This is a genomic window from Martelella sp. AMO21009 (assembly GCF_053484295.1).
Genome location: NZ_JBAKFR010000007.1, coordinates 62309 through 88483, shown reverse-complemented (window position 1 = coordinate 88483; position 26175 = coordinate 62309). Strand labels below are relative to the sequence as shown.

Genomic DNA, 26175 nt, shown 5'->3' with positions numbered 1-26175 from the left:
GAGGGGAGAGATGTCGCGAAAGCGACAGTGAGGGGGGAGAGTATCCCCTCGAACACCCTCACGAGACGAGATGCCGCGCCACCCTCACTGCCCCTGTCGGGGCATCTCTCCCGCCAGCGGGAGAGAGGAATGGGAGCAAGCGGCATATCTCCCCAAAAGATTAAGCGCCCTCTGCGGCGCCCTCAAAAATCAACCTTCGCGATGATGCTGCGGTCGATCTCCTCGATATCGCGCTTGCCGCAGAGCGCCATCGTCACGTCGAGTTCCTTGCGCAGGATTTCGAGGGCGCGGGTGACGCCTTTTTTGCCCATGGCGCCGAGGCCGTAGAGATAGGGGCGGCCGATATAGGTGCCTTTCGCGCCGAGCGCGCGGGCTTTCAGGATATCCTGTCCGGAGCGGATGCCGCCATCCATGTGGATTTCGATATCGCCGCCGACTTCATCGACGATCTTCGGCAGCATCGAGATCGAGGACAGCGCGCCGTCGAGCTGGCGGCCGCCATGGTTGGAGACGATGATGGCGTCGGCGCCGGTCTTGGCCGCCATTGCGGCGTCCTCGGTATCGAGCACGCCCTTGAGGATCAGCTTGCCGCCCCAGCGCTCGCGGATCCATTCGACATCGGCCCATGAAAGCCTTGTGTCGAACTGTTCCGCGGTCCAGACGGCAAGCGAGGAGAGGTCGGAGGAGGCCGGCGCGTGGCCGACGATATTGCGGAACGAGCGGCGCTTGGTCTGCAGCATTTCCAGCGCCCAGAACGGGCGGGTGCCGACCTGCCAGACATGTTTCGGCGTGAACTTCGGCGGGGTCGAGAGCCCGTTGACGATATCCTTGTGGCGCTGGCCGAGAATCTGCAGGTCGAGCGTCAGCACCAGCGCGCTGCAGCCGGCGGCTTTGGCGCGGCCGATCAAGCTTTCGACGAAGCCGCGATCCTTCATCACATAGAGCTGAAACCAGAACGGCCTTGTCGTGTGCTCGGCAACATCCTCGATCGAGCAGACGCTCATGGTCGACAGGGTGAAGGGAACGCCCGCCTCCTCGGCCGCCTGGGCTGCGAGGATTTCGCCATCGGCATGTTGCATGCCGCAAAGCCCGGTGGGCGCGAGCGCGACCGGCATCGAGGCCTTCTCGCCCACCATGGTGGTTGCGAGAGAGCGATCCGACATATCGACCAGAACCCGCTGGCGCAGATGGATTTTCGCGAAATCCGCCTCATTGGCGCGGTAGGTGCTTTCCGTCCACGCGCCGCTGTCGGCATAGTCGTAGAACATCTTCGGCACCCGCCGCTTCGCCCGCTTCTTCAGGTCGGCAATCGTCAATGGTTCAGAAAACATCGGTCTCTCCGGTAAACGCCGCATATCGCTTATGGCAAATCCGCCGTGCCGCGCCAAGCCTGCAAACACGACGGCGGTACGCAGCCGGGCAAGCGGTGTCAGAGCCCGGATTTAGCCGGCCTGCCGGCGATATAGGTCTCGGCGATCGCCCGGTCGTCGCCGAGCGTCTGCAGCAGGAACAGCTCCTCGGCAAGCGTGGTGACGGCCTCCATCTTCAGCGCCATGGCGGGGGTCGCGCGCGCATCGAGTACAACGATATCGGCATCGCTGCCCGGCTCCAGCGTGCCGATCCGGTCGGCAAGGCCAAGCGCCTCGGCATTGCCGCGGGTCATGTGGAAGACGCTCTCCAGGGGCGTCAGGCGTTCGCCGCGCAACTGCTGGATCTTGTAGGCCTCGTCCATGGTCTTCAGCATCGAATAGCTGGTGCCGCCGCCGATATCGGTGGCGACCGCGATGCGCACCGGCCTGTCCCGGCGCTCGAATTCCTTCAGCGGAAACAGGCCGGAACCGAGGAACAGGTTCGATGTCGGGCAATGGACGGCGACTGCGCCGGTTTCCGACAGGGCGTCGCGTTCGCGCTCCGACAGGTGGATCGCGTGGCCGAGCAGCATGTTGGGGCGCAGCAAGCCGTAATGCGCATAGATGTCGGTGTAGTCCTTGGCCTCGGGATAGAGCGAGCAGGCGAATTCGATCTCGGCCAGGTTTTCCGAAAGATGGGTCTGGATGTGGAGGTCGGGGTGTTCGCGGGCAAGTGCGGCGGCCATCTCCATCTGCTCCGGCGTGGAGGTGATGGCAAAGCGCGGTGAGATGACGACGTGGTTGCGGCCCCTGCCGTGCCAGTCGGCGATCACGGCCTTGGTGTCGTCATAGCTCGATTGCGGCGTATCCGTCAGCGCGTCCGGCGCGTTGCGGTCCATCATCACCTTGCCGCCGAGCATCAGCATGTTGCGGCGCGCGGCTTCCGCGAAATAGGCGTCGGCGGAGGCCTTGTGGACCGAGCAATAGGCAACGGCCGTGGTCGTGCCCTGGCGGATCATCTCGTCGAAGAAGGCGACGGCGATGCGGGCCGCGTGGGCGGGATCGACGAAGCGCTGTTCCTCGACGAAGGTGTAGGTGTTGAGCCATTCCAGCAGGTTCGCGGCATAGGATCCGATCACCTGCATCTGCGGGAAATGGAGATGGGTGTCGATCAGGCCCGGCAGGATCAGATGCGGGCGGTGATCGATGACGGCGACGTCCTCCGGCGCCTGCGCCCTGACATCGCCAAACGCGCCGCAGGCGGCAATGCGGCCGTCTTCGATCAGCAGGCCGCCATCCTCCTCGTAGAGATAGCTTCCCGCATCCGACAGGTCCTCGGGGCGGCGGTGAAACGACAGCAACCGCCCCCTGAGGATCATTCGCTCTTTGCCTGCGTGCTCGACCTGTACCATGCCACCAGCTTTGCCCGTTCGTCCGGCGTCATGCCGGTCACGTTACCCGGAGGCATGGCATGGCTGCGCCCAGCCTGCAAGTAAATCTGGTTGGCGCGCGATGCGATTTCAGCGTCGGTCTCGAAGCGCACATTGAGCGGCGGGCGGTGAATGCCTTCATAGACCGGCTCCGCCATGTGGCACATCGAACAGCGCGTCGAAACCACCTGTTTGGCGTCGGCGAAATGCGGGTCCTGCGAAAATTTCTCGAAAGCGGGGGCGACCGCCATGTCGGGGTCTTCCGCCTTGAAAAATTGCGGCGAGGTGGACAGCCACATGATCACGATGAAGATGAGCGCCGTCAGCAGCCAGGTCCAGTTCGGCTCACCCTTGCGGGCATGCACGGTGTTGAAATAGTGCCGGATGGTGACGCCCATCAGGAACACCAGCGAGGCGATGATCCAGCTATAGGTGGTCGCGAATGCCAGCGGATAGTGGTTCGACAGCATGAAGAAGATGACCGGCAGCGTCAGGTAGTTGTTGTGCAGCGAACGCTGCTTGGCTTCCTTGCCGAGCTTCGGATCGGGCGTCTTTCCGGCCTTCAGATCAGCGACCACGATCTTCTGGTTCGGGATGATCACGAAGAACACGTTGGCGGTCATGATCGTCGCCGTGAACGCGCCCATATGCAGGAAGGCGGCGCGGCCAGTGAAGAGGTGCGAATAGCCCCAGGCCATGAACACCAGCAGCACATAGAGCAGCAGCATCAAGCCGATCGTGTGCTTGCCGAGCGGCGATTTGCACAGATAGTGATAGAACAGCCAGCCGATCGACAGCGATGCCAACGAGATCAGGATCGCGACCGGGGCGGAAACGTCGAGCACGCTGCGGTTGACCAGGAACAGGTCCGCGCCGCCATAATAGACCAGCGCCAGCATCAGGAAGCCCGACATCCAGGTGAAATAGGATTCCCACTTGAACCAGATCAGATGCTCCGGCATGTGCGCGGGCGCAACCGTATATTTCTGGATATTGTAGAAGCCGCCGCCATGGACCTGCCATTCCTCGCCGGAAACGCCTTCGGGCAATCCGGGACGGGCGACGAGGCCGAGATCGAGCGCGATGAAATAAAAGGAAGAGCCGATCCAGGCGATGGCGGTGATGACATGCAGCCAGCGCACGGCGAATTGCGCCCACTCCCACATGATGGCGAGTTCAAACATAAAGTGTCCCCAAAACTAAGATCGTCCCGATGATGCGCAATTTCTGCGCGAAAAAAAAGAGATGTTTTGCAAATGATCGCAAATAGATAGGAAGGCGCTACCGGGCTGCATCCGCAGTGTGCAGCCTGCCCGCTTTTGCGGCATGAATGACCGAAATCAGTTCAGCTGCAACCAGAGCGGCAATCACCGCCGGGCGCTTGTCGGAAACCGCGTTGCCGCCGATCGGCATGACAAGGTGGGAGATTGCGGTGTCGGCGAGGCCTTGCTCGCGCGCGTAACGGAGGAATGTAGCGCGTTTGGTCTTCGAGCCGATCATGCCGCAATAGCAAAGGTCGTCACGCTTCAGCGCCTCGGTGGCGATCAGGAAATCGAGCGCGTGGTCATGGGTGAGGATAACCGCTGCGCCGCCTGCGGGAATGTTGGCAACTTCCGCCTCCGGCAGGGCGGAAAGCCGAAGCTCCACGTCATCGGGCAACGCCTCGACCATCTCCGGCCGGGTTTCGACGATTGCGGTGTTGAAGGGCAGCGGCGCCAGCGCTGCCGCCAGCGCCGAGCCGACATGGCCGCCGCCGAAGATGAACACCGAGGGCTGGCGGGCGGTCTCGGCCTCAAGCCGCGCAAGAAATGCCGCGATCGCCGCTGCGGCGGCGACCTCGAATGCCAGTTCCGCGCGTCCGCCGCAGCACTGGCCGATCTCCGGGCCGAGCGCGATATCGAGCCGGGATTCCGCCGTGCGGCCCGCAAGCAGCGCGCGGGCGTGGTCGATCGCGATATATTCAAGCTGCCCGCCGCCGATCGTGCCGCAGGTGGCGTCAGTCGAGACGACGATCGCGGCCCCGGCCTCGCGCGGGGTCGAGCCCTTGATCGCGGCGACGGTGACGATGACGGATGGACCGTGCGTCGCGAAGAACCGCCGATATGTCTCCGTCTCACGCATCACTCACACCTGCTTCATCCGCTCCACCGCCATCAGCACGCGTTCCGGCGTGGCCGGCGCATCGAGGCGCGGGCAGACGCGATAGTCGGCGACGCTGGCGACGGCCATCGAGATCGCCTCGAGCGCGGAGATCGCCAGCATGAAGGGCGGCTCGCCGACGGCCTTGGAACGGCCGATGGTGGGCTCGCGGTTTTCGGAAAAATCTGTGAGCTTGACGTTGAAGATCTTTGGCCGGTCGGAGGCGAGCGGGATCTTGTAGGTGGAGGGCGCGTGGGTTCTGAGATGCCCCTTGTCGTTCCACCATAATTCCTCGGTCGTCAGCCAGCCCATACCCTGAACGAAGCCGCCCTCAATCTGGCCGATATCGATGGTCGGGTTCAGCGAGCGGCCGACATCGTGGAGAATGTCGGTGCGCTCGAAGATATATTCGCCCGTCAGCGTATCGATCGAAACCTCGGTGCAGGCCGCGCCATAGGCGAAATAGTAGAACGGCCTTCCCTTGCCCGCCGCCCGGTCCCAGTGGATTTTCGGGGTCTTGTAGAAGCCCGCCGCCGAAAGCTGGATACGGCCGAAATAGGCGGCTTTCACCAGATCGGGGAAGGGGATTTCCTTGCTCCCGACCCGCACACGATTGGGAAGGAATTCGATGTCCTCGGCCGCGACCTGATAGTGGCTCGCCGCGAACGCGATCAGCCGGTCCTTGATTTCCTTTGCCGCATTATAGGCCGCCATTCCGTTGAGGTCGGAGCCCGACGAGGCGGCGGTGGCGGATGTGTTGGGCACTTTTCCGGTGGTGGTAGCGGTGATCTTGACCCGCTCCAGGTCGATCTGGAACACGTCGGCCACCACCTGCGCCACCTTGATATAGAGCCCCTGGCCCATCTCCGTGCCGCCATGGTTCAGCTGCACCGACCCGTCCTGATAGACATGGACAAGCGCGCCTGCCTGGTTGAAGGCGGTCATGGTGAAGGAGATGCCGAATTTCACCGGCGTCAGCGCGATGCCCTTCCTGATGATCGGGCTCGTCCTATTGAAGTCGATGATCGCCTGTCGTCGGGCGCGGTAATCGGCGCTGTCCTCCAGCTCCTCGACCACGCGCAGGATGATATTGTCCTCCACCGTCTGGTGATAGGGCGTGACATCGCGGCCGGAACCGTTCGGCCCGTAGAAATTGGCCTTGCGGATATCGAGCGGGTCCTTGCCCAGCGCATAGGCAATTTCCTCGATGAAGCGCTCGCCGGCCAGCATGCCCTGCGGCCCGCCGAAACCGCGATAGGCGGTATTGGAGCAGGTGTGGGTCTTCAAGGGCCGCGTCACCAGATGGACGTTCGGATAGTAATAGGAACTATCGGCGTGAAACAGCGTGCGGTCGGTCACCGGGCCGGATAGATCGGCGGAAAAGCCGCAGCGGGCGGCGAAGGTGGCGTCGATCGCCTCGATCACGCCGTCATCGTCATAGCCGATATCGTAGAAGGCAACGAAATCATGCCGCTTGCCGGTCATGATCATGTCCTCGTCGCGGTCGGGGCGGAATTTTATCGCCCGGTTCAGCTTCTTCGCCGCCAGGGCTGCGACCGCCGCAAAACCGTTGCCCTGCGTTTCCTTGCCGCCGAAGCCGCCGCCCATGCGCCGCTGGTAGACGGTGACGGCGTTGGAGGGGATGTCGAGGACATGCCCGACGATATGCTGGATCTCGCTCGGGTGCTGGGTGGAGGACCAGACGGCCACCTCGTCATCCTCGCCGGGGATCGCCAGCGCGATCTGGCCTTCCAGATAGAAATGCTCTTGTCCGCCGATTTCCATTTCGGCGGTGATCCGGTTTTTCGCCGTCTCAAGCGCCGCCTTGGCATCGCCGCGCTGAAGCCTGAGCGGCGTGATCACGTCCGGCGCGTTATGAGCCAAAGCATCGCGCACGCTGGTCCAGAACGGCAGGTCCTCATAGGTGATTTCGGCCAGTTTCGCCGCCGCGCGCGCCTGATGGCGGGTCTCGGCGATCACGGCGAAGATGAGCTGGCCGTGATATTCGACGATTTCGTCGGCAAACAGCGGCTCGTCGTGGTGCCCGCCCGAGGAAATGTCGTTGACGCCGGGCACGTCCTTGCCGGTGAGAACGCAGACCACGCCGGGGGCTGCCTCGACCTTGGAGAGGTCCATGGCGACGATCTTCGCATGCGGCCGGTCGGAAAGGCCGACGCCGGCATGCAGCAGGCCCGCGGGTTCCGGCATGTCGTCGATATATTCGGCGGTGCCGGCCACATGCTTGTGGGCGGAATCATGGACCCGGGATTTGTGGATGCCGCCGGAGATCTCGGCCTTCAGCTTGGCGGTGTCGTGGATTGCCTTGTCCATCGCTTACGCCTCCTCTTCGGCAAAACGGCGCAGTTCCTGCGCGTCGCCGCCGGTCTCGAGCAGGAACCGCGTCAAAAGGTTCTTCGCCGTCAGCATGCGGTAGGCGGCGGTGGCGCGCATATCGGTCATCGGCTGGTAGTCGTCCTCGAAGGCCACGCGCGCCGTCTCGATTGTTTCGCTGTTCCAGGGCTTGCCGGAAAGCGCCGCCTCCACATGGGAAGCGCGCTTGGGTATCCCCGCCATGCCGCCATAGGCGATGCGGATGGTCGCGACCGTGCCGTCTTCGGCGAGCTTCAGATAGAACGCGCCGCAGACGGCGGAAATATCCTCCTCGCGCCGCTTGGCAACCTTGTAGACGGCGAAGTGGCTGCCGGACGCGGGCTTCGGCACGGTGAGCGACAGCACGAATTCGCCGGGCTTGCGGTCCTGCTTGCCATAGTCGCGGAAATAGTCCTGCAGCGCGATCGTGCGGGAGCCTTCCGTCGATTGCAGCGTCAGCGTGGCGCCGAGCGCGATCAGGGCGGGCGGGGTGTCGCCGATCGGGGAGCCATTGGCGACATTGCCGCCGATCGTGCCCATATTGCGCACCTGCTCGCCGCCAATGCGGAAGATCAGCCGGGAAAAAGCCGGAATCTTTTCCGCCAGCGCTGGCAGCGCCTCGGAATAGGTCACGCCCGCGCCGATGATGAAGCTATTGTCCGTCTCGGTGATGGTCTGCAGTTCTTCGAGCTGATTGATGAACACCATCGGGTTCAGCCTGCGCATCTGCTTGGTGACCCACAGCCCGACATCGGTGGAGCCGGCGACGATGGTGGCGTCGCGATATTCCTTCAGTGTATCGGCAAGCGCTTCGATCGAGCCTGGAATAATGGCGCGGCTGCTGTCGTCGCCAACCGTGATCGTGGCGTCCGTCTTCATGCCGGCAAGCCTTGCCATCACGCTGTCGCGTTCACGGGCGATCGCGTCGAAGGCGGCGTCGGGGCGGGTGGCCGAGGCCTTCTCGGCGGCCTTCACGATCGGCTCGTAGCCGGTGCAGCGACAGAGATTGCCCTGCAACGCCTTTTCGATGGCGAAGCGCGACGGCTTCTCGTTTTCCATCCACAGCGCATAAAGCGACATCACGATACCCGGCGTGCAGAAGCCGCATTGCGAGCCGTTGAGGTCCACCATGGCCTGCTGAACCGGGTGCAGTGCGCCGTCCTTTGTCGCCAGATGCTCGATCGTCACCACATGAGTGGCGTTGAGCGAGGCCACGAAGCGGATGCACGCGTTGACGGTCTCGTAGACCAGCCTGCCGCGCGTCAGCCGGCCGACAAGCACGGTGCAGGCCCCGCAATCGCCCTCAGCGCAGCCTTCCTTGGAACCGGTCAGCCGCTTTTTGATGCGCAGATAGTCGAGCAGCGTCTCCGATGGCGACAACGCATCAAGCGCGATTTCCTCATCGTTCAGTATGAACCGTATCGTCATCAATTGTCCTTCAATCCGCTCGTTCGAGCGTCACTTAGCCGTCCAGCCGCCATCGATCGAAATATGGGTGCCGGTCACCTGGGCGGCGGCATCGCTTGCCAGATAGAGCGCGGTCGCGGCGATCTGCTCGACGGTCACGAATTCCTTGGTCGGCTGGGCTGCCAGCAGCACGTCCGATTTCACCTGTTCCTCGGTCATGCCGCGCGCCTTGGCGGTATCGGGTATCTGCGCCTCCACAAGGGGCGTCAGCACATAGCCGGGACAGATCGCGTTGACCGTGATCCTGTGTTCGGCAAGCTCCAGCGCCACGGTCTTGGTCAGCCCCATCATGCCGTGCTTGGCCGAGACATAGGCGGCCTTGAACGGCGAGGCGACGAGGCCGTGGGCGGAAACCAGATTGATGATGCGGCCCGAGCCCGACTTCTTCATCAGCGGCACGGTGTGGCGGATGGTATGGAACGAACTCGTCAGGTTGATCGCGATGATCCGGTCCCACTTGTCTGGCGGAAAATCCTCGATCGCGCTGACATGCTGGATGCCGGCATTGTTGACCAGCACGTCGATGCCTCCGAAGGTATCAGCGGCCGATGCGATCATCGCCTCGATCTCGTCCGGCTTCGTCATGTCGGCGGGGTGGTAGATCACCGATCCGCTGCCGAGCGCACCAATCTGTTCGACCGCCGCGTCGATCTCCGCCTGGCTGCCGAAGCCGTTCAACACGATGTTGTCGCCGGCGGCCGCAAAGCCTTCGGCGATGCCGAGCCCTATGCCGCTTGTGGAGCCTGTTATGACGACCGTGCGTGCCATGTGTCGAACCATTCCCGTTTTTGTTGTTTGCAAGAAAGGTTATGCGCAAATATGGGGCCATGCAATCGCCGCGAGGCCCCAGAATGGCATGGGTGGGGCAGAAATTTTGACCGGTTGGTCGTTTTTTGCCGCGCCCGGCCAGCGGCGGATGGTGAACACTGCGTTTCGCCGTTGAAGCCTGTTCCCGGCGTGACAATGCCGCCTGCCTGCTCCATATCGGGGGCAAGCAATTCCAACCGTAGGGACAGTCTCATGGAACTGGGCGTTTTCACCTTTGCCGATGTCGATCCCGCCGATGGCATCGATCGCGGCCGTGAGGCCGAAAAGCGGATGAAGAACCTGATGGAGGAGATCAAGCTCGCCGACAGCGTCGGGCTTGATGTCTTCGGCGTCGGCGAGCATCACCGCGTCGACTATCTGGTGTCCTCGCCGGCGACCGTGCTGGCGGGTGCGGCGACGATCACGGAAAACATCCGCCTCACCAGTGCGGTCTCGATCCTGTCTTCGGATGATCCGGTGCGGGTGTTCCAGCAATTCTCCTCCGTCGACCTTCTGTCGGGAGGCCGCGCCGAGATCATGGCAGGGCGCGGCTCGTTCATCGAGAGCTTCCCGCTGTTCGGCTATCCGTTGGAAGCCTATGACCAGCTGTTTGAGGAAAAGCTCGAACTGCTGCTGAGGATCCGCGACAACGAGACGGTGACGTGGTCGGGCAAGACCCGGGCGCCGATCAACAACCTGCCGGTCTATCCCCGTCCGGTGCAGGACCCGCTGCCGGTGTGGATCGCGGCCGGCGGCACGCCGCAGTCGATGGCGCGCGCCGGCTTTCTCGGCCTGCCGCTGATCATCGCCATTCTCGGCGGCCAACCGCGCCGGTTCGCGCCGCTGTTCGATTTTCATAAGAAGGCCGGCGAGCAGGCGGGGCATGACGTATCGAAGCTCAAGCGCGCGATCTCCGTCCACGGTTTTCTCGCCGACACCACCGAAAAGGCCGCAGACACCTTCTACGAGCCGCAAAAGACGGTGATGGACCGGATCGGGCGCGAGCGCGGTTGGGGGCCTCAAAGCCGGGCGCAATATGATGCCACGCGCGGGCCGGAAGGCGCGCTTTTCGTCGGCGGGCCGGAGGAACTGGCGCGGAAGATCGTCGCCCATCAGCGCATCATGGGGCTCGACCGGTTCATGATTCAGTTCGCCGTCGGGCTTGTGCCGCATGATGAAGTGTTGCATGCCATCGAACTTTACGGCACGAAAGTCGCGCCGATGGTGAAGGAAATGCTGGCTCAGGGAGAGCCGGTCTGAAAGAAAGCGTCCCATGATTGTCGAGACTGAAGAAGAACTGGCCGCGCTGAAGGATATCGGCCGGATCTGCGCCACCGCGATCGAAAAAATGGCGGCGGCGCTGGAGCCGGGCATCACCACGCTCGAACTCGACAATATCGGCCGCGCTTTCCTGGAAGAAAATGGCGCGCAGTCGGCGCCGGAGGTGACCTATCGCTTTCCCGGCGCGACCTGCATTTCGGTCAACGAGGAAGTGGCCCACGGCATTCCCGGAGACCGGGTGATCGCCGCGGGCGACCTCGTCAATATCGACGTCTCGGCCGAAAAGGACGGTTTCTTTTCCGATACCGGCGCGTCCTTCGCCGTGCCGCCGGTCACCTCCAAGGTCAAGCGCCTATGCCGCGACGGCAAGCGGGCGATGTGGACCGGCATCAATCAGGTCAAACCCGGAAGCGGCTTTTCCGCGATCGGCAATGCGATCGGCGATTTTGCTCGCAAGAACCGCTATTCGCTGATCCAGAATCTCGCAAGCCACGGCATCGGCCGGTCGCTGCACGAGGAGCCCGCCGAGCTTTCCACCTGGCCGGACAAGGCCGAGCGGCGGATCATCGCCGAAGGCCAGGTTTTCACGGTCGAGCCGTTCCTCTCGCTCGGCGGCGAATGGGCGGAGGAGGAAGACCGCGAATGGGTGCTCTATTCCCAGCCGCGCGCGCTCACCGTCCAGTTCGAGCACACGATCGTGGCCACCCGCAACGGGCCGCTGGTGCTGACCCTGGGCGAGGGCGCCGCAGGGTGATTTAGCCGCGGCGGCTGCCCACGGGAATGTGAGGCACCTTAATTATCTTTAATTTCTCTTTGTTAAGCCAAATGCCGTAAGACTTGCGAAAGCGCAAACATTTCCGGAAGGCCTGCTCTTGTTTCAGTCATTCTTTCCCCGTCCGAAATGGTATTTCCTCTCCGCTCTGGTATGGACCCTGGTCGCCATCGCCGGCTGGTACGGCGTGGTCCGCGAGCTCGGCGTCAGCATGGGGTTCAAGCCGTTTCCGGAGGGCGACCAACCGATCGGACTTGCGCATTTCTTCACGCCGGATTTCCTCTGGTTCTATCTCTACTACGCCGTATTCTCGGTCATTTTCGGCGTGTTCTGGTGGATTGTCGGCGATAATCGCAAATGGCAGCTCTGGTCGGTCTGGGGCTCGCAGCTGATCATCTTCATCACCTATTTTTCGGTGCAGATATCGGTCGCGATCAACAACTGGCGCCGGCCCTTCGGCGATACGCTGCAGGCAGCGCTGCAGGGCGAGGCCGGCATTACCGCGCAGGATTTCTACACGCTGATGCTGATCTTCCTGCAGATCGCCTTCCTGTCCGTCACGCTGTTCATCGTCACGCGCTTCTTCGTCAGCCACTATATTTTCCGCTGGCGCACGGCAATGAACGATTACTACACCGGCATGTGGGAGCGGGTGCGCCATATCGAGGGTGCTTCCCAGCGCGTGCAGGAAGACACGATGCGCTTCGCCTCGATCATGGAAGGCCTCGGCGTCTCGATGATCGATTCGGTGATGACGCTGATCGCCTTCCTGCCGGTGCTGTTCTCGCTGTCGCAATATGTCACCGAACTGCCGATCGTCGGCGCAATCCCGGCGCCGCTTTTCACCGCCGCGATCTTCTGGTCGCTGTTCGGCACGATCCTGATGGTGGTGGTCGGCGTCAAGCTGCCGGGGCTCGAGTTCCGCAACCAGCGCGTGGAAGCCGCCTATCGTAAGGAACTCGTCTATGGCGAGGACCATGCCGACCGGGCCCAGCCGGAGACCCTGGTCGAACTGTTCGACAATGTGCGGCGCAACTATTTCCGGCTCTATCTGCACTACACCTATTTCAACCTCGCCCGCTCGCTCTACCTGCAGGCCGACAATATCTTCGCCTATTTCATCCTCGTTCCGGCGATCGTCGCGGGCGCGGTGACCTATGGTCTCGTGCAGCAGATCGTGACGGCGTTCGGGCAGGTCGCAAGCTCGTTCCAGTATCTCGTCATGTCATGGTCGACGATCATCGAGCTGATCTCGATCTACAAGCGTCTCGCCGCCTTCGAGGCTGCGATCTTCGGCCAGAAATTGCCCGAGATCGACCAAGAAGACTATCAGGAGCCCGGCGGCGACGTTGTGGAGCCGCATCCCGAGGGCTGACACCGGAAATGGACGGGATTGTCACCCATCCCGTCAGCTGCTTTCTCCCGCCGCGAAAACGACTGGAACACTTCTAAATTGCGTGCTTCCGGCTTATGGTGGCGCCGGGTGGATTGTTCTTTCGGGGTTTGCTTCATGGCCATGCTTATCATTGCGGTTCTGCTGTTCACCGGAACCCATCTCGTTCACGCCTTCGCGCCAGGGTTTCGCCAGTCGATCATTGACCGTATCGGCGAGAACCCGTGGAAGGGCTTGTTTTCGCTGGCGGCGCTTGCCGAGTTCGTTTTTCTGGTGTTCGCCTTCGGGCAGGCGCGCCAAAGCGGCATCGTGCTCTATACGCCGCCATTCTGGATGGCCCATATCACGATCCTGCTGATGCTGATCGCGATGATCTGTCTTTCGGCGAGCTTCTTCCCGCCGGGAAAGATCGCGCGGATCGCCAAGCACCCGATGGTGCTGTCGGTCAAGATCTGGGCGCTGGCCCATCTTCTGGCCAATGGCGAGGCGGCCTCGGTCATCCTGTTTGCCGGTATCCTGATCTGGGCTGTGATCCTGCGCATCTCGCTGGCGCGCCGCGAGCGGGCGGGGCTCTTGAAGCGCAAGCCCTTCGTCTCGGCGCGCTATGACGCCTATGCTTTTATCCTCGGCATCGTGCTGTGGGGCCTGTTCATCTGGAAGCTGCATGTCTGGCTGATCGGCGTGCCGATCCAGTTGGCCGCATAATCGGTGCGGCGAAGCGCCTTTTGCCCTTACAACAGAGCGAAAAAACGGTTAGAAGGCCCGGCACGTAACAAAATGCATGCCGGAGTGACGGAATGGCAAATCAGGACGACAGCTTTATCCGCGAGGTGAATGAGGAACTGCGTTCCGACAGGATGAAAGATGCCTGGCGGCGCTATGGCAAGATCCTGATCGCGGCTGCCGTCATTCTCGTGGTCGGCACCGCCGGCTGGCGCGGTTATGAATACTGGCAGTCGCGCGAGGCGGCGAAATCCGGCGACGTGTTCCTCACCGCGCTGAACCAGATCGAGGCCGGCAACCTCGATGCCGCCGAACAGACGCTGGCCCAGCTCGAGCAGGAAGGTCACGGCTCCTATCCGGTGCTGGCGCAGCTGCGCGCCGCCACCCTGCTTTCCGAAGCGGGCGACACCGCCGCGGCGATCTCGGCCTTTTCGTCGATCGGCAAGGACCGCTCCGTGCCGGAGGCAATCCGCGATGCGGCCAAGCTGCGTGCCGGCTGGCTGCTGGTCGATACCGGCACATACGAGCAGGTTTCCGCCGAGGTCGAGGAACTGTCGAATGACGGTAATCCGTTCCGCTTCTCCGCGCGCGAAATACTCGGCCTGTCGGCCTACCGGCTGAAGGATTACACCCGCGCCCAGCAATGGTTCGAGGCGATTGCCAACGACCCGGAAGCCCCGCGCAATGTGCTGAACCGCGCCCAGATCATGCTTGAGGTGATGACCGCCGACGGCAATGTCAGCGAAAGCGCGGCCGGCTGACACGTCTTTCGCGGCGAGGCGAAGCGCGCGGAAAAAGCGGCGGGACATGACCGCCAGGAGAAACATTTCATGAGCTTCAAGGTCGCCATCGTCGGAAGACCCAATGTCGGCAAGTCGACGCTGTTCAACCGTCTGGTCGGGCAGAAGCTGGCGCTTGTCGACGACACGCCGGGCGTGACCCGCGACCGCCGCCCGGGCGAGGCGAAGCTTGCGGACCTGCGCTTTACGATCATCGATACGGCGGGCCTTGAAGAGGCTGCCGCCGATACGCTGCCGGGCCGCATGCGCGCCCAGACCGAAGCGGCGATCGACGAGGCTGACCTTTCGCTCTTCGTCGTCGACGCCAAGGCCGGGCTGACGCCGGCCGACAATACGCTCGCCGAAATGGTGCGCCGCCGCGGCAAGCCCGTGGTGCTGGTCGCCAACAAGGCCGAGGCGCGCGGCTCGGACGCCGGCTTCTATGATGCCTTCACGCTCGGGCTCGGCGAACCCTGCCCGATTTCCGCTGAGCACGGCCAGGGCATGCATGATCTGCGCGACGCGATCGTCGAGGCGATCGGCGAGGAGCGCGCCTTCCCGAAGGAAGAGCCCGCCGAGGAAGCGCTCACCGATGTGATGCTGACCAAGGAAGAGGCCGACAACCCGGACGAGGCGGCCCCCTATGACGACAGCAAACCGCTTCGGGTCGCGATCGTCGGGCGGCCGAACGCGGGCAAGTCGACGCTGATCAACCGCTATCTCGGCGAGGAGCGGCTGTTGACCGGCCCGGAAGCGGGCATTACCCGCGATTCGATCTCTGTCGAATGGGAATGGCGCGGCCGGCCGATCAAGCTGTTTGATACCGCCGGCATGCGCCGCAAGGCGCGGGTGGTCGAAAAGCTCGAAAAGCTCTCGGTCTCCGATGCGCTGCGCGCGATCCGGTTTGCCGAATGCGTGGTGATTGTCTTCGATGCGACGATACCGTTTGAAAAACAGGACCTGCAGATCGTCGATCTGGTGCTGCGCGAGGGCCGCGCCGCCGTGCTCGCCTTCAACAAATGGGACATGATCGAGGACCGCCAGGCCGTGCTTGCCGATCTGCGCGAGAAGACCGAGCGGCTGCTGCCGCAGGCGCGCGGCATCCGCGCCGTGCCAATCTCCGGCGAGCGCGGAACCGGCCTCGACAAGCTGATGCAGGCGATCGCCGACACCGACAAGGTCTGGAACCGGCGCATCTCCACCGCAAGGCTCAACCGCTGGCTCGACCACCAGACCATCAGCCATCCCCCGCCCGCCGTCTCCGGCAGGCGGCTGAAGATGAAATACATGACCCAGGTGAAGACCCGCCCGCCGGGCTTCATGATTTCCTGCACGCGGCCGGACGCGGTGCCGGAAAGCTATATTCGCTACCTGACCAACGGTCTGCGCAGTGATTTCGAGATGCCGGGCGTCCCGATCCGCATCCACTTCCGCGCCGGCGAGAACCCGTTCGAGCACAAGCGCAAGAAGAAGCGGTAGGCAATCTCAGCCGGGGTCAGGCCCCGGCCGGCTTGAATTCGATCTCGATCGCCACATCCACATCGTCACTGAGCGCCGGCGTCGCGAATGTCAGGCCCCAGAGCGAGCGTTTGACCGTCATGTGGCCGGAAAAGCCGAGCTTGGCAATCTTCTCGATCGGGTGCTCGGCGAGCGAGCCGTTGAAGACGACATTCATCACGGCCGGATGGGTTTCTCCGCGCATGGTGAGGCTGCCCTCGATCCGGCCGGTATTCTCGCCGGTGATCGTGATGCTGTCCGAGACGAAGGTGATCGGGCTTGCAGCAAGGAATGACGGATCGCCGCCGATCTTGCCGTCGAAATCCTCGACTTCCGGGAAGGGAAAATCGGTTCTGACATTGGCGGGATCGATTTCCACCGTCAGCATCGACAGTTCCGGTTTGTCGGCGTTCCAGTCGAGCCGGGCGTTGGCGCCGATGAAGCGGGCGGTGAAGTGCGACAGGCCGAAATGATCGATCTTCCAGGTGACGCTGGTGTGCGGGCTGTCCTGTTCATAAAGGCCGCTCGGCGCTGGCGGCGGGCCGTCCGCCATCGCGGGGGCGGCGATCATCAGGGCGAGCAGAAGGGCGTTGATACGCATTGTCGTTCTCCAGAATGTAGAGCTTTGTGATTGTCGTGCAGAAGCGTCTTACGCAGGCGGCGCAGTCTTCCGGGCTGCAGCCGCTGCCGTTTTCGGCGGTGGTCATGCCGCCAGTCCGATGCCGGTCTGAACAGCGGCGAACTCCGCCTCCGTCAGGCTGGGGCGGATTGCGAATTCGACGACCGCGTTGAAGACCTCCGCGGGCATGGCGCGATACATGCCGCCGACCATCGCATTGCGCTCGGCCGGGTTCATCGCCGGCAGCATCATGCGGGTAAACGCCATGTTCTCCTCCGGCGGGATCGAGGCGATGATGCGCATCTCGATTGCCTGCAGTTCCGCATCGGAGAAGTTCTGCCACAGGATCGGGCAGAGCACGGTTTCCTCTTCATGCATATGGGCAAAGTCATCGGCGATATAGGCCGCGAAGGTGAGGTAGAGCCCGCGTCCGGCCTCAACGCGCGCAGCGCCACTGGCATTCTCCACCGCGGCGATCTTGTTGGCGATGATGGTGAAGGCCTCGCGGTGATCGTCGTGCTGCTCGTCGACGAGGCCGGTGCCGATCCCCCTTTCGTGGAGGGCCGCATGGATCTCCCTGTCCTCGTGTTCGACATGGGCGGCGGCCATCGAAAGCAGGCGCTTCATATCGGAAAGAAGCTTCTCGGTCGCGGCGGCATCGGTGAAGTCATTTGCGCCGAGGCGCGCAAGAAGCAGGCATTGCATGCGGCGCAGGCCCTTGTGAACGCTGCCATAGAGGTCATAGCGGTGCGCAAGGATAGGTGTGTTGGTCATGAAGTCGTTGTGGCTCATTTCGGTCTCGCTGGTTTATGCCGGCAATCCGGCGGCGGCACTTGCATTAGCGACACGCCTCGCGCAGCGCTTCCTAAAAGCTTGCTAAGCGCTTTTCCGCTTTCCTAAATCTTTCCTATTTACGGGTTGTGGCTATGCCGATCCGACGGTCGCGGGTAGAATAGGGTCACGGCAATCGCGCCTGCTCTGGGGAACAAGGTGCTTGAAGGCGACGTCGCGGCATTTTTGTCCGGCAACGTGATGATTGTTGCAGCGACCACCGACGCGGCGCTGCGGCCCCATGTCGGCCGCGGATGCGGCGCCTATTTCGATGCGGATCAGGGCGATATCGTCCTCCTGGCCTCTTCGAGTCAGTGGCCGGGCTTCCACGCCAATGCGAGAAAGGGCGGGTTGATCGCCGTGACCTTTGCCAATCCGGGCACGTATCGCGCTGTGCAGGTAAAGGGTTCTATAGGCTCGGTCGCGCCGGCGAACCGCGAACAGACAGAACGGGCGAGCCGCTATGTGGAAGAGATGCTCGACCTGCTGGCCGCCCTCGGCGTCAGCCGTCTTCAGCTTTCCTCGGTGTTCTGCGATGCCGATCTGGCGGCGGTCCGGTTCTGGCCGGCCGATCTCTTCGTGCAGACCCCGGGCCCTGGCGCCGGCGCGCGGATATGGAGCGAGATATGCTGAGCGTTCCGCTGGAGGCGATCCGCGACAGTTTCGAGGGCATCATGCCCTCCGTTATCGCGACCAGCGATGCCGCCGGCATGCCCAATATCTCTTATCTCTCGCAGGTCCACTATGTTGACAGCGAACATGTCGGCCTTTCCAACCAGTTCTTCTCAAAGACGGCGGCCAATGTCGCGCTCACGGGCAGGGCTACCCTGGTCGTGCTGGACGGACGCATGGGGTTGCAGCATGTCCTCGACCTCGTATTCGAGCGCGCCGATCGCTCCGGCGACATATTCGATCGCCTCGCCGCCCAGTTCGACGTTATGGCGGGTCTTCAGGAAAAGACCCATATGCTGAGCCTGCGGGCGGTAGATATCTACCGTGTGGAGGAGTGCCGACGCATCGATCCGGTCGCGCCGCTGGCACTGCCGCCTGCGCTGCCGGCCAGACGCGGCAACTATCTCTGGGAGACGGCAGTGACGGCCGGTGACCTCGCCGCGCTCGGCGATGCCGAGACGCTGCTCGACGTCAGCCTGGCGCTCCTGGAGGAGCGCTTCGGATTCGGACACACCATGATCCTGATCGCCGATCTGGAAACGAACAGGCTCGTGACGGTCGCAAGCCGTGGCTATCCGCATTTCGGCTTCGGCGCCGAGATCGGTTTCGGCGACGGCATCATCGGCATCGCCGCTGAACGGCGGCAGACCGTGCGGATCACCGATCTGCGGCGCAGCCGGCGCTATGTCTCGGCAATCGCCGCGGCAACGGCGGCGACGCAGGAAGAAATCCCGGTGCCGATGATCGATGAGCCGCAGAGCCAGGTCGCGGTGCCGATGATCGCCGGCGGTCGCCTTATCGGGGTGGTGTTTGCCGAATCCGGGAAGAGCTTCGATTTTTCCCATGACGAGGAGGCCGCCCTCCGGGTGGTGGCGGCGCAGGTGGCCGCGGGTCTCGTCAATTTCGAGATCGCCGATGTGCTCGGCGAGGCAGCCCCTCACAACGCGGCGCCCGCGGCCGATAGCGGCGGTGAAAGCCACTTTGCGTTTCAGTTTTTCCCGCGTGACGGCGGCGTGTTCATCGACAATGAATACGTCATTCGGGGCGTACCGGGACGGTTGCTGCATCATTTTGTGCGCTTTTATGCGCAGTCAGGCCGGACGGTTTTCTCCAACCGCGAAATTCGCAGGGACAAGAGCCTCAACCTGCCGGATTTCAAGGACAATCTGGAAACCCGGCTGATCCTGTTGCGCCGGCGGCTGGAAGAGCGGGGAGGGCCGGTGCGGCTGGAACGTCCCGGGCGCGGCCAGATAAGGCTGGTGATCGACGGAAAGCCGGAAATTTCGATCGTGGATGAATAACGGTGCGACAACCGGACAGAAACTCAGCCGTCGTGCGCGCGGATGACGTTGTCGTGGAACTGCGCGGCGGCGGCTTCCCAGGTGTAGGTCGCGGCCAGTTCGCGGGCTTTTTCCGGCGAGCATTCCAGCGCCTTCAGGCAGGCGGCCTTGAGGTCCTCGTCCAGTGCGCCCGCCTGTTCGTGGCCGCCGAGGATATCGGCCGGGCCGGTGACGGGGAAGGCTGCGACCGGAATGCCGGATGACAGCGCCTCGATGATGGTGTTGCCGAAGGTGTCGGTCTTGGAGGTGAAGACGAAGACATCGGCCTCGGCATAGGCCTTGGCCAGTTCCTCGCCGCTCAGCATGCCGAGAAAATGGGCCTTCGGATATTTCTGCTCGAGATCGCGCCGCGCGGGGCCGTCGCCGACGATCACGATGCTGCCCGGCAGGTCGAGCGCAAGCAGCGCCTGGATGTTCTTTTCCACCGCCACGCGCGCGACCGTCAGGAAGACCGGCCGGGGGAGGCCGCCAAACGGGGCATCCGTCTTCGGGCGGGGATAGAACAGCGTGTTGTCGATGCCGCGGCTCCAGCGCATCAGATTGTTGAAACCGTGGCCTTCCAACTCGCGGGCGAGGCTTTCAGTGGCGACCATGCAGCCATTGCCGGCATTATGGAAATTGCGCATCACCGAATAGAGCCAGCTTGCCGGGACGGGCAGGCGGGCGGAGACATATTCGGGAAACCGCGTGTGATAGCTCGTCGAGAAGCGGAACTTTCTTTTGCGGCACCAGCGCCGCGCCTTGTAGCCGAGCGGCCCTTCGGTGGCGATATGAACGTAATCCGGGCGGCTTTCCTCGATCAGGCGGGCCACGTGACGGTAGCTCGCAAGCGCCAGGCGGATTTCCGGATAGGTCGGCATGCCCATATTGCGGAACATGTCAGGGGTGATCATCGTCACCTCCATGCCCATCTTCGCCAGCTCGCGATTGGTGTTCTCTATGGTCCGAACCACGCCGTTGACCTGCGGATGCCAGGCATCCGAGATGACAGTCAGTCTCTTCACCGGTTCAGGCATTCACGGAATGTCCTTTGACAAAAGGCATTTGCGGGTTTCAGCCGCTTTAGCCCGCGCATGTGTCAGTCATATTACAGTGGCACTTTCGGCGCGATTGTGCGTTGCAAAAGAAACGTGACCGCCGCATTTACCTCGGACGATCGCGGAGATAGGCTCAAGACCAGACATGTCGAGCAAGGAATTTTCAATGACGGACGGCAATACCGGCAACTGGTGGCGTGGCGGCGTCATCTACCAGATCTATCCCCGCTCCTTTCAGGATACCACAGGCGACGGCATCGGCGATCTGCCCGGCATCACTCGGCGGCTGACCTATGTGGCCGAACTCGGCGTCGATGCGATCTGGCTGTCGCCGTTCTTCAAGTCGCCAATGGCCGACATGGGCTATGATGTCTCGGATTATCGCGATGTCGATCCGATGTTCGGCACGCTCGATGATTTCAGGGCGCTGGTCGACGAGGCTCACAGGCTCGGCCTGAAGGTCATCATCGATCAGGTGCTGTCGCATACATCGGACCAGCATCCCTGGTTCAAGGAAAGCCGTTCGAGCAAGGACAATGCCAAGGCTGACTGGTATGTCTGGGCCGATGCCAAACCCGACGGCACGGCGCCCAACAACTGGATGTCGGTCTTCGGCGGTCCGGGATGGGAGTGGGACGGCACCCGCAAGCAGTATTACATGCACAATTTCCTGACGAGCCAGCCCGATCTAAACTTCCATTGCGAGGCCGTGCAGGATGCGCTGCTCGACGCCGTCCGGTTCTGGCTCGATCTCGGGGTGGACGGCTTCCGCCTCGATACGGTCAACTACTATTTCTGCGACGCCAAGCTGCGCGACAATCCGCCAATGCTGGACGACGATGATGCCGCCGGCCTCGATGCGCCGGAGGTCAATCCTTACGGCTTTCAGAAGCATATCTATGACAAGACAAGGCCGGAGAACATCGGCTTTCTCCAGCGTTTCCGGGCGCTGCTCGATGAATATGACGACCGCTCCTCGGTCGGCGAGGTCGGCGATGGCGCGCGCTCGCTGAAGACCGTTGCTGAATATACCGCCGGCAACGACAAGCTCCATATGTGCTACACCTTCGACTTCCTCGGACCGGATTTCTCGCCGGCCCATATCCGCAAATGCGTGGAGAATTTCTTCACCGTGGTGTCGGATGGCTGGGTGTGCTGGGCGTTTTCCAACCACGATGTCGACCGGCACGTCTCGCGCTTTGCGAAAACGGAGGCCGAACGCGAGCCAATCGCGCGGCTGGCCATTTCGGTGCTTGCAACGCTCAGGGGTTCGATCTGCCTCTATCAGGGCGAGGAGCTTGGCCTGCCGCAGGCGGAGCTTGCCTTCGAGGATCTGCGCGATCCCTACGGCATCCGCTTCTGGCCGTCCTACAAGGGCCGCGACGGATGCCGCACGCCAATGCCTTGGAGCAATGTGCCGCCCGATGCCGGTTTTTCTACCGCTGACAAACCGTGGTTGCCGGTGCCGGAAGCCCATCTGGCGCTTTCGGTGTTCGAGCAGGCGCCCCGACCGGACTCGGTCTACAGCCATTACCGCGCCACGCTCGCTTTTCGCGCCGAGCACGCGGCGCTGTTTGACGGCGCTATCGAATTTCACGACTGCGACAATGACGACGTGCTGATGTTTACCCGCAGCAAGGGCAAGGAAACCCTGCTGTTCATCTTCAACTTCGCCGACACGCCGCAGGAAGTGCCGTTACAGATGACCGTCGATCACGTCAAATCCGTCGATCTGCCGGGCATGACGGGCGTGCTGAACGGCGCCGAGGTGGAACTCGGCGCGTTCGACGGATTTTGCGCGCGGATCTAGAATAGTTTCGCCGTGCGCGATGTGATGGCGGACGCCCGGTTTGCCGGGCCTCCGCGTCGCGCTCAGTCTTCCAGCGCCTTGAAGCGATAGAGCAGGGCGCCGAGCAATCCGCCGGCGAGCGGCGCGACGATGAACAGCCAGAGCTGGGCCAGCGCATGGCCGCCGGCAAGCAGTGCGGGACCGAAGCTGCGGGCGGGATTGACCGACACGCCCGTGACCTGAATGCCGACGAGGTGGATGGCAACGAGCGTCAGCCCGATTGCAAGCCCGGCAAAGCCGGCGGGCGCCGCGGCGCCGGTCGAGCCGAGAATGACGATCACGAAGATCGCGGTGAACACGACCTCGAAGACGAGCGCCGCCGGCAGGGCATATTCGCCGAGATAGCCCGGTCCCCAGCCGTTCTGGCCGAGGCTGGCCGTGGAGCCGGCGATGATCGCCAGAACGAACGCGCCCACCAGCGCGCCGGAGAACTGGGCGACCCAGTAGCGCAGCATTTCGCCGGTCGGCATGCGGCCCGCGACAAACACGCCGAGGCTGACGGCAGGGTTGATGTGGCAACCGGAAATCGGCCCGATGCCATAGGCCATGGCGACAATGGCAAGACCGAAGGCAAAGGCGATGCCGGTCTGCCCGATGGCATCGCCGCCCAGAACGGCAGCGCCGCAGCCAAACAGCACAAGCACGGCCGTGCCGATAAATTCTGCCACGAGTTTCTTCATGTTGAGGACCCCGAAAAAACGGCGACCCCCATTCCCCGAGTGGCCCGCCGACGATTGAACGATCAATGTGGAGCGACCCAGGTGTTTTTTTCGAGATATGCGCGATTGGCTCGCGTTTAGCAAGCAAAATAAGAGGGCGGCAACCTATCCGTCTATCGTCACGGACCAGCTAAAGCGCGCCGACTTGCCGGCGGGCAGCGTTACGGTGAAAGGTCGGTCTTCGATCGCCGGACCCTTGCCGTGGGCCGCGGCCATGCCGTGCCAGGGCTCGACGCAGATATAGGGCGCGCCGGGCTTGGTCCAGAGCGCCAGGTTCGGCAGGTTTTCGAAGCGGAAATGCAGCGAGGGGCCATCCTCGGCGCTGAGGCTCAGCCGATCGCCCGCGCCTTCGGGAAAGATCATCGCATCCGCCTCGAAATAATCATGGTCGAGGGCGAGCAAGCCGTCCGAGAATGGCGAGGCGAGCGGCGTCAGGTCCAACAGGCCGTCGCGCAGGCGGATCATGGCGGGCTCGGCGCGGTTTGTAAGCGCGATGTGATGGACATGGCCCCTGGTGAGGCCCGACATCGGCCAGCGGAAGGCGGGATGGAAGCCGAAGCCGAACGGCATCGGCCGCTCGTCGCGGTTTTCCACCTCGGCGGTCACCGTCAGTGTCGCGTCCGCCAAAGCATGGGTAATCGCAAGCGAGAATTCGAACGGATAGGCCAGCCGCGTCTCGTCCGTCGGGTCGAGCCGGAAGCGGCAGGAGGAGGGCGAGCTGTCCTCGAGCGCGAACACGCTCCTGCGGGCAAAGCCGTGCTGCTGCATCGGGAAGGCCATGCCCTCGATCGTCACCCTGTTATCGGGCGCCTTGCCGACGATCGGAAACAGGATGGGGGCGCGGCCGGTCCAATAGGCCGGGTCGCCATCCCAAAGCCATTCGCGCCCGTCCTTGCTGGCGAGAGAGCGGGTCTCGGCGCCAAGCGGCGAGACCGCGACGGCAAGGCGTTCGTTTTCGATCAGAATGTCGTCTGACATGACTGGATCCCTCGTTCGCGGCAGTGCAGTGGCAATAGAAGCGGGGCGAAAAGCGGAACCCGGCGTTTTTCGCCAGATTCGCGGCGGCCGCGGATAGCGGCGCGGCGGGCGAACCCGATGCGCCGCCTTTCACGGCCGCAGCCGCATGTGAGGCCGCCTCAGATGTTGTTCATCAGCACCTTGCGCAGCTTCTCGAACAATTCGTCGATCTCGGATTTGGAAATGATCAGCGGCGGCGACAGCGCGATGATATCGCCGGTGGTGCGGATCAGCAGGCCATCCTCATAGGCCTTCAGGAAGGCGGTGAAGGCGCGTTTCGTGGCCTCGCCCGCGATCGGCTCCAGCTCGATCGCGCCGATCAGCCCGGTATTGCGGATGTCGATGACATAGGGGCAGTCGCGCAGGCTGTGGAGCTGTTCTTCCCAATAGGGCGCGAGTTCGGCGGCCCGCGTCAGCAGGCCCTCTTCCTTGTAGGTGTCGAGTGTGGCAAGGGCTGCCGCCGACGCCATCGGATTGCCGGAATAGGTATAGCCGTGGAAGAACTCGATCATGTGCTCCGGGCCGCTCATGAAGGCGTCGTGGATTGCGGAGGTCACGAACACCGCGCCCATCGGAATGACGCCGTTGGTCAGGCCCTTGGCGGTGATGATGATGTCCGGTTTGACGTCATAATACTGCGCGGCGAAGGGCGTGCCGAGACGGCCATAGCCGGTGATCACTTCGTCGAAGATCAGCAGGATGCCGTATTTGGTGCAGATCTCGCGCAGCTTCTTGAGATAGCCCTTCGGCGGAATGAGAACGCCCGTGGAACCGGCGACCGGCTCGACGATGACGGCGGCCACGGTCGAGGGGTCGTGAAGCGTGACGATCCGCTCGAGTTCGCTGGCCAGATCGCCGCCATGCTCCGGCTGGCCCTTGGTGAAGGCGTTCTTCTCCGGCAGGTGGGTGTGGGGCAGATGGTCGACGCCGGTCAGAAGCGTGCCGAACATCTTGCGGTTGGCCACGATGCCACCGACCGAGATGCCGCCGAAATTGACGCCGTGATAGCCACGTTCACGGCCGATCAGCCGGAACCGCGAGCCGTCGCCCTTCGCCCGATGATAGGCAAGCGCGACCTTGAGCGCGGTCTCGACCGATTCGGAGCCGGAATTGGTGTAGAGCACATGGTTCATGCCGTCCGGCGCGATGTCGACCAGCCGGTTGGCGAGTTCGAATGCCTTGGGGTGGGCGAGCTGGAAGGCGGGGGCGTAATCAAGTTCGCCAGCCTGTTTGCGGATCGCCTCGACAATCTTCGGCCGGCAGTGACCGGCATTCACGCACCACAGCCCCGCGGTCGCGTCCAGTACCTTTCGGCCGTCGGCGGTCGTGTAATACATGTCCTTGGCGGCCACGAACATGCGCGGGGCCTTCTTGAACTGCCGGTTGGCGGTAAACGGCATCCAGAATGCGTCGAGGTTGTTGGGCGTCACATTGGCGCTGTCGGACATGAGCTGCTCCACAAAAGAAAGCGACCCGTTGCCGGGCCCTGTTGCTTCAATACTGTTGGAGAGCACGTTATCAGCGGTACCGCCGCCGTCAAGCAAAAGCCTCTGCCAAAAGGCACAATCCGTCAGGCACCGCCTCGCCAGTCCCTGCCGGTCCGCGCTGCGCCGACCGACAGAGGCTCATACCCTTTGTATCAGCCCGCCTTGCGGCTGGCGATCACTTCCTCGTCGTAAATCTCGCCGAGCGTGTCGAGAAGCTTGCGAACCGGTTCGGCATGCGTGCTGTAGTAGATGGTCTGAGCTTCGCGCCGCGTTTCCACGAGGTTCTGTGCGCGCAGCTTCGACAGGTGTTGCGACAGGGCGGATTGACTGAGGCCGACGCGGATCGCGAGCGCGCCAACCGGCATTTCGTTTTCGATCAGCACGCAGAGGATCTGAAGACGCTTCGGATTTGCCATCGCCGAAAGCAGGCTGGCGGCCGGAGAGGTCTTGTCTGACAATTTGTTTGCGCTCACATCAGTACTCCTTGGCTTGATGCGAAGTGTCAATAATTTTTGCAATGCCTAAAATGAAATGTAACTGAGTCTCCCGGAAAAAAATAATACGAAATTTAGGGTATTTTTTAACAGGATGGCCGAA

23 protein-coding genes are annotated in these 26175 nt (G+C 62.7%); 9 read left to right on the top strand and 14 right to left on the bottom strand.

Going from position 1 to position 26175, the window contains the following annotated elements; all coding sequences use genetic code 11:
- Window positions 1-182: 182 nt before the first annotated feature.
- From V6766_RS10660 to V6766_RS10630, 7 genes are all read right to left on the bottom strand, one after another.
- Window positions 183-1331, bottom strand: coding sequence for an alpha-hydroxy acid oxidase (locus V6766_RS10660; protein WP_448466234.1), 1149 nt, complete (start codon window positions 1329-1331; stop codon window positions 183-185).
- Window positions 1332-1429: 98 nt separating this feature from the next.
- On the bottom strand, window positions 1430-2728 hold the full coding sequence (gene guaD / locus V6766_RS10655; protein WP_448466232.1) for a guanine deaminase: 1299 nt from the start codon (window positions 2726-2728) through the stop codon (window positions 1430-1432).
- A complete protein-coding gene (locus tag V6766_RS10650; protein WP_448466230.1) occupies window positions 2725-3963 on the bottom strand; it encodes a urate hydroxylase PuuD in 1239 nt (412 codons plus the stop codon). The genes guaD and V6766_RS10650 overlap by 4 nt, the downstream gene beginning before the upstream one ends.
- 97 nt (window positions 3964-4060) lie before the next feature.
- Window positions 4061-4900 carry a xanthine dehydrogenase accessory protein XdhC gene (xdhC, locus tag V6766_RS10645; RefSeq protein WP_448466228.1) on the bottom strand — a complete coding sequence of 280 codons (840 nt, stop codon included), beginning with the start codon at window positions 4898-4900 and terminating at the stop codon, window positions 4061-4063.
- A 3-nt stretch (window positions 4901-4903) separates the two neighbouring features.
- On the bottom strand, window positions 4904-7249 hold the full coding sequence (xdhB, locus tag V6766_RS10640; protein ID WP_448466226.1) for a xanthine dehydrogenase molybdopterin binding subunit: 2346 nt from the start codon (window positions 7247-7249) through the stop codon (window positions 4904-4906).
- A gap of 3 nt (window positions 7250-7252) precedes the next feature.
- Complete coding sequence (gene xdhA / locus V6766_RS10635) at window positions 7253-8716, bottom strand: xanthine dehydrogenase small subunit (protein ID WP_448466224.1); 1464 nt, start codon at window positions 8714-8716, stop codon at window positions 7253-7255.
- 30 nt (window positions 8717-8746) lie between these two features.
- Complete coding sequence (locus V6766_RS10630) at window positions 8747-9523, bottom strand: 3-hydroxybutyrate dehydrogenase (RefSeq protein WP_448466222.1); 777 nt, start codon at window positions 9521-9523, stop codon at window positions 8747-8749.
- 252 nt (window positions 9524-9775) lie between these two features.
- On the opposite strand from V6766_RS10630, the gene V6766_RS10625 reads away from it, so the two are divergent.
- From V6766_RS10625 to der, 6 genes are all read left to right on the top strand, one after another.
- The gene (locus tag V6766_RS10625) at window positions 9776-10822 is read left to right on the top strand and encodes an LLM class flavin-dependent oxidoreductase (protein WP_448466220.1); all 1047 of its coding nucleotides are present in this window, start codon (window positions 9776-9778) and stop codon (window positions 10820-10822) included.
- A gap of 13 nt (window positions 10823-10835) precedes the next feature.
- Complete coding sequence (gene map / locus V6766_RS10620; RefSeq protein ID WP_448466218.1) at window positions 10836-11597, top strand: type I methionyl aminopeptidase; 762 nt, start codon at window positions 10836-10838, stop codon at window positions 11595-11597.
- A 118-nt stretch (window positions 11598-11715) separates the two neighbouring features.
- Window positions 11716-12990: a peptide antibiotic transporter SbmA gene (gene sbmA, locus V6766_RS10615; protein WP_448466216.1), complete on the top strand. Its 1275-nt coding sequence runs from the start codon at window positions 11716-11718 to the stop codon at window positions 12988-12990.
- 135 nt (window positions 12991-13125) lie between these two features.
- Complete coding sequence (locus V6766_RS10610; RefSeq protein ID WP_448466214.1) at window positions 13126-13713, top strand: NnrU family protein; 588 nt, start codon at window positions 13126-13128, stop codon at window positions 13711-13713.
- Between the two features lie 92 nt (window positions 13714-13805).
- Window positions 13806-14492, top strand: a complete 687-nt coding sequence (locus V6766_RS10605) for a tetratricopeptide repeat protein (protein ID WP_448466212.1) — start codon at window positions 13806-13808, stop codon at window positions 14490-14492.
- A 69-nt stretch (window positions 14493-14561) separates the two neighbouring features.
- Window positions 14562-15989, top strand: coding sequence for a ribosome biogenesis GTPase Der (gene der, locus V6766_RS10600; protein ID WP_448466210.1), 1428 nt, complete (start codon window positions 14562-14564; stop codon window positions 15987-15989).
- Window positions 15990-16005: 16 nt separating this feature from the next.
- On the opposite strand, the gene V6766_RS10595 is transcribed toward der, so the two are convergent.
- Both V6766_RS10595 and V6766_RS10590 read right to left on the bottom strand, forming a co-directional pair.
- Entirely contained in the window at window positions 16006-16608 is a 603-nt protein-coding gene (locus tag V6766_RS10595) for a YceI family protein (RefSeq protein WP_448466208.1), read from the bottom strand.
- A 102-nt stretch (window positions 16609-16710) separates the two neighbouring features.
- Entirely contained in the window at window positions 16711-17418 is a 708-nt protein-coding gene (locus tag V6766_RS10590) for a hemerythrin domain-containing protein (protein WP_448466206.1), read from the bottom strand.
- 198 nt (window positions 17419-17616) lie between these two features.
- Here V6766_RS10590 and V6766_RS10585 point away from each other — a divergent pair, with 198 nt between their 5' ends.
- Both V6766_RS10585 and V6766_RS10580 read left to right on the top strand, forming a co-directional pair.
- Window positions 17617-18090: a hypothetical protein gene (locus V6766_RS10585; protein ID WP_448466204.1), complete on the top strand. Its 474-nt coding sequence runs from the start codon at window positions 17617-17619 to the stop codon at window positions 18088-18090.
- A complete protein-coding gene (locus tag V6766_RS10580) occupies window positions 18084-19430 on the top strand; it encodes a GAF domain-containing protein (protein ID WP_448466202.1) in 1347 nt (448 codons plus the stop codon). The genes V6766_RS10585 and V6766_RS10580 overlap by 7 nt, the downstream gene beginning before the upstream one ends.
- A 23-nt stretch (window positions 19431-19453) precedes the next feature.
- On the opposite strand, the gene V6766_RS10575 is transcribed toward V6766_RS10580, so the two are convergent.
- The gene (locus V6766_RS10575) at window positions 19454-20485 is read right to left on the bottom strand and encodes a glycosyltransferase family 4 protein (RefSeq protein WP_448466200.1); all 1032 of its coding nucleotides are present in this window, start codon (window positions 20483-20485) and stop codon (window positions 19454-19456) included.
- A gap of 187 nt (window positions 20486-20672) precedes the next feature.
- On the opposite strand from V6766_RS10575, the gene bglA reads away from it, so the two are divergent.
- Window positions 20673-22316 (top strand): beta-galactosidase BglA, encoded by a 1644-nt coding sequence (gene bglA, locus V6766_RS10570; RefSeq protein WP_448466198.1) that lies wholly within the window; start codon window positions 20673-20675, stop codon window positions 22314-22316.
- Window positions 22317-22378: 62 nt separating this feature from the next.
- On the opposite strand, the gene V6766_RS10565 is transcribed toward bglA, so the two are convergent.
- From V6766_RS10565 to V6766_RS10550, 4 genes are all read right to left on the bottom strand, one after another.
- A complete protein-coding gene (locus V6766_RS10565; RefSeq protein ID WP_448466196.1) occupies window positions 22379-23035 on the bottom strand; it encodes an aquaporin in 657 nt (218 codons plus the stop codon).
- Window positions 23036-23179: 144 nt separating this feature from the next.
- The gene (locus V6766_RS10560; RefSeq protein ID WP_448466194.1) at window positions 23180-24052 is read right to left on the bottom strand and encodes an aldose 1-epimerase family protein; all 873 of its coding nucleotides are present in this window, start codon (window positions 24050-24052) and stop codon (window positions 23180-23182) included.
- Between the two features lie 158 nt (window positions 24053-24210).
- Window positions 24211-25539, bottom strand: a complete 1329-nt coding sequence (locus V6766_RS10555) for an aminotransferase class III-fold pyridoxal phosphate-dependent enzyme (RefSeq protein ID WP_448466192.1) — start codon at window positions 25537-25539, stop codon at window positions 24211-24213.
- Window positions 25540-25730: 191 nt separating this feature from the next.
- Window positions 25731-26051 (bottom strand): ArsR/SmtB family transcription factor, encoded by a 321-nt coding sequence (locus tag V6766_RS10550; protein WP_448466190.1) that lies wholly within the window; start codon window positions 26049-26051, stop codon window positions 25731-25733.
- Between the last annotated feature and the right edge of the window lie 124 nt (window positions 26052-26175).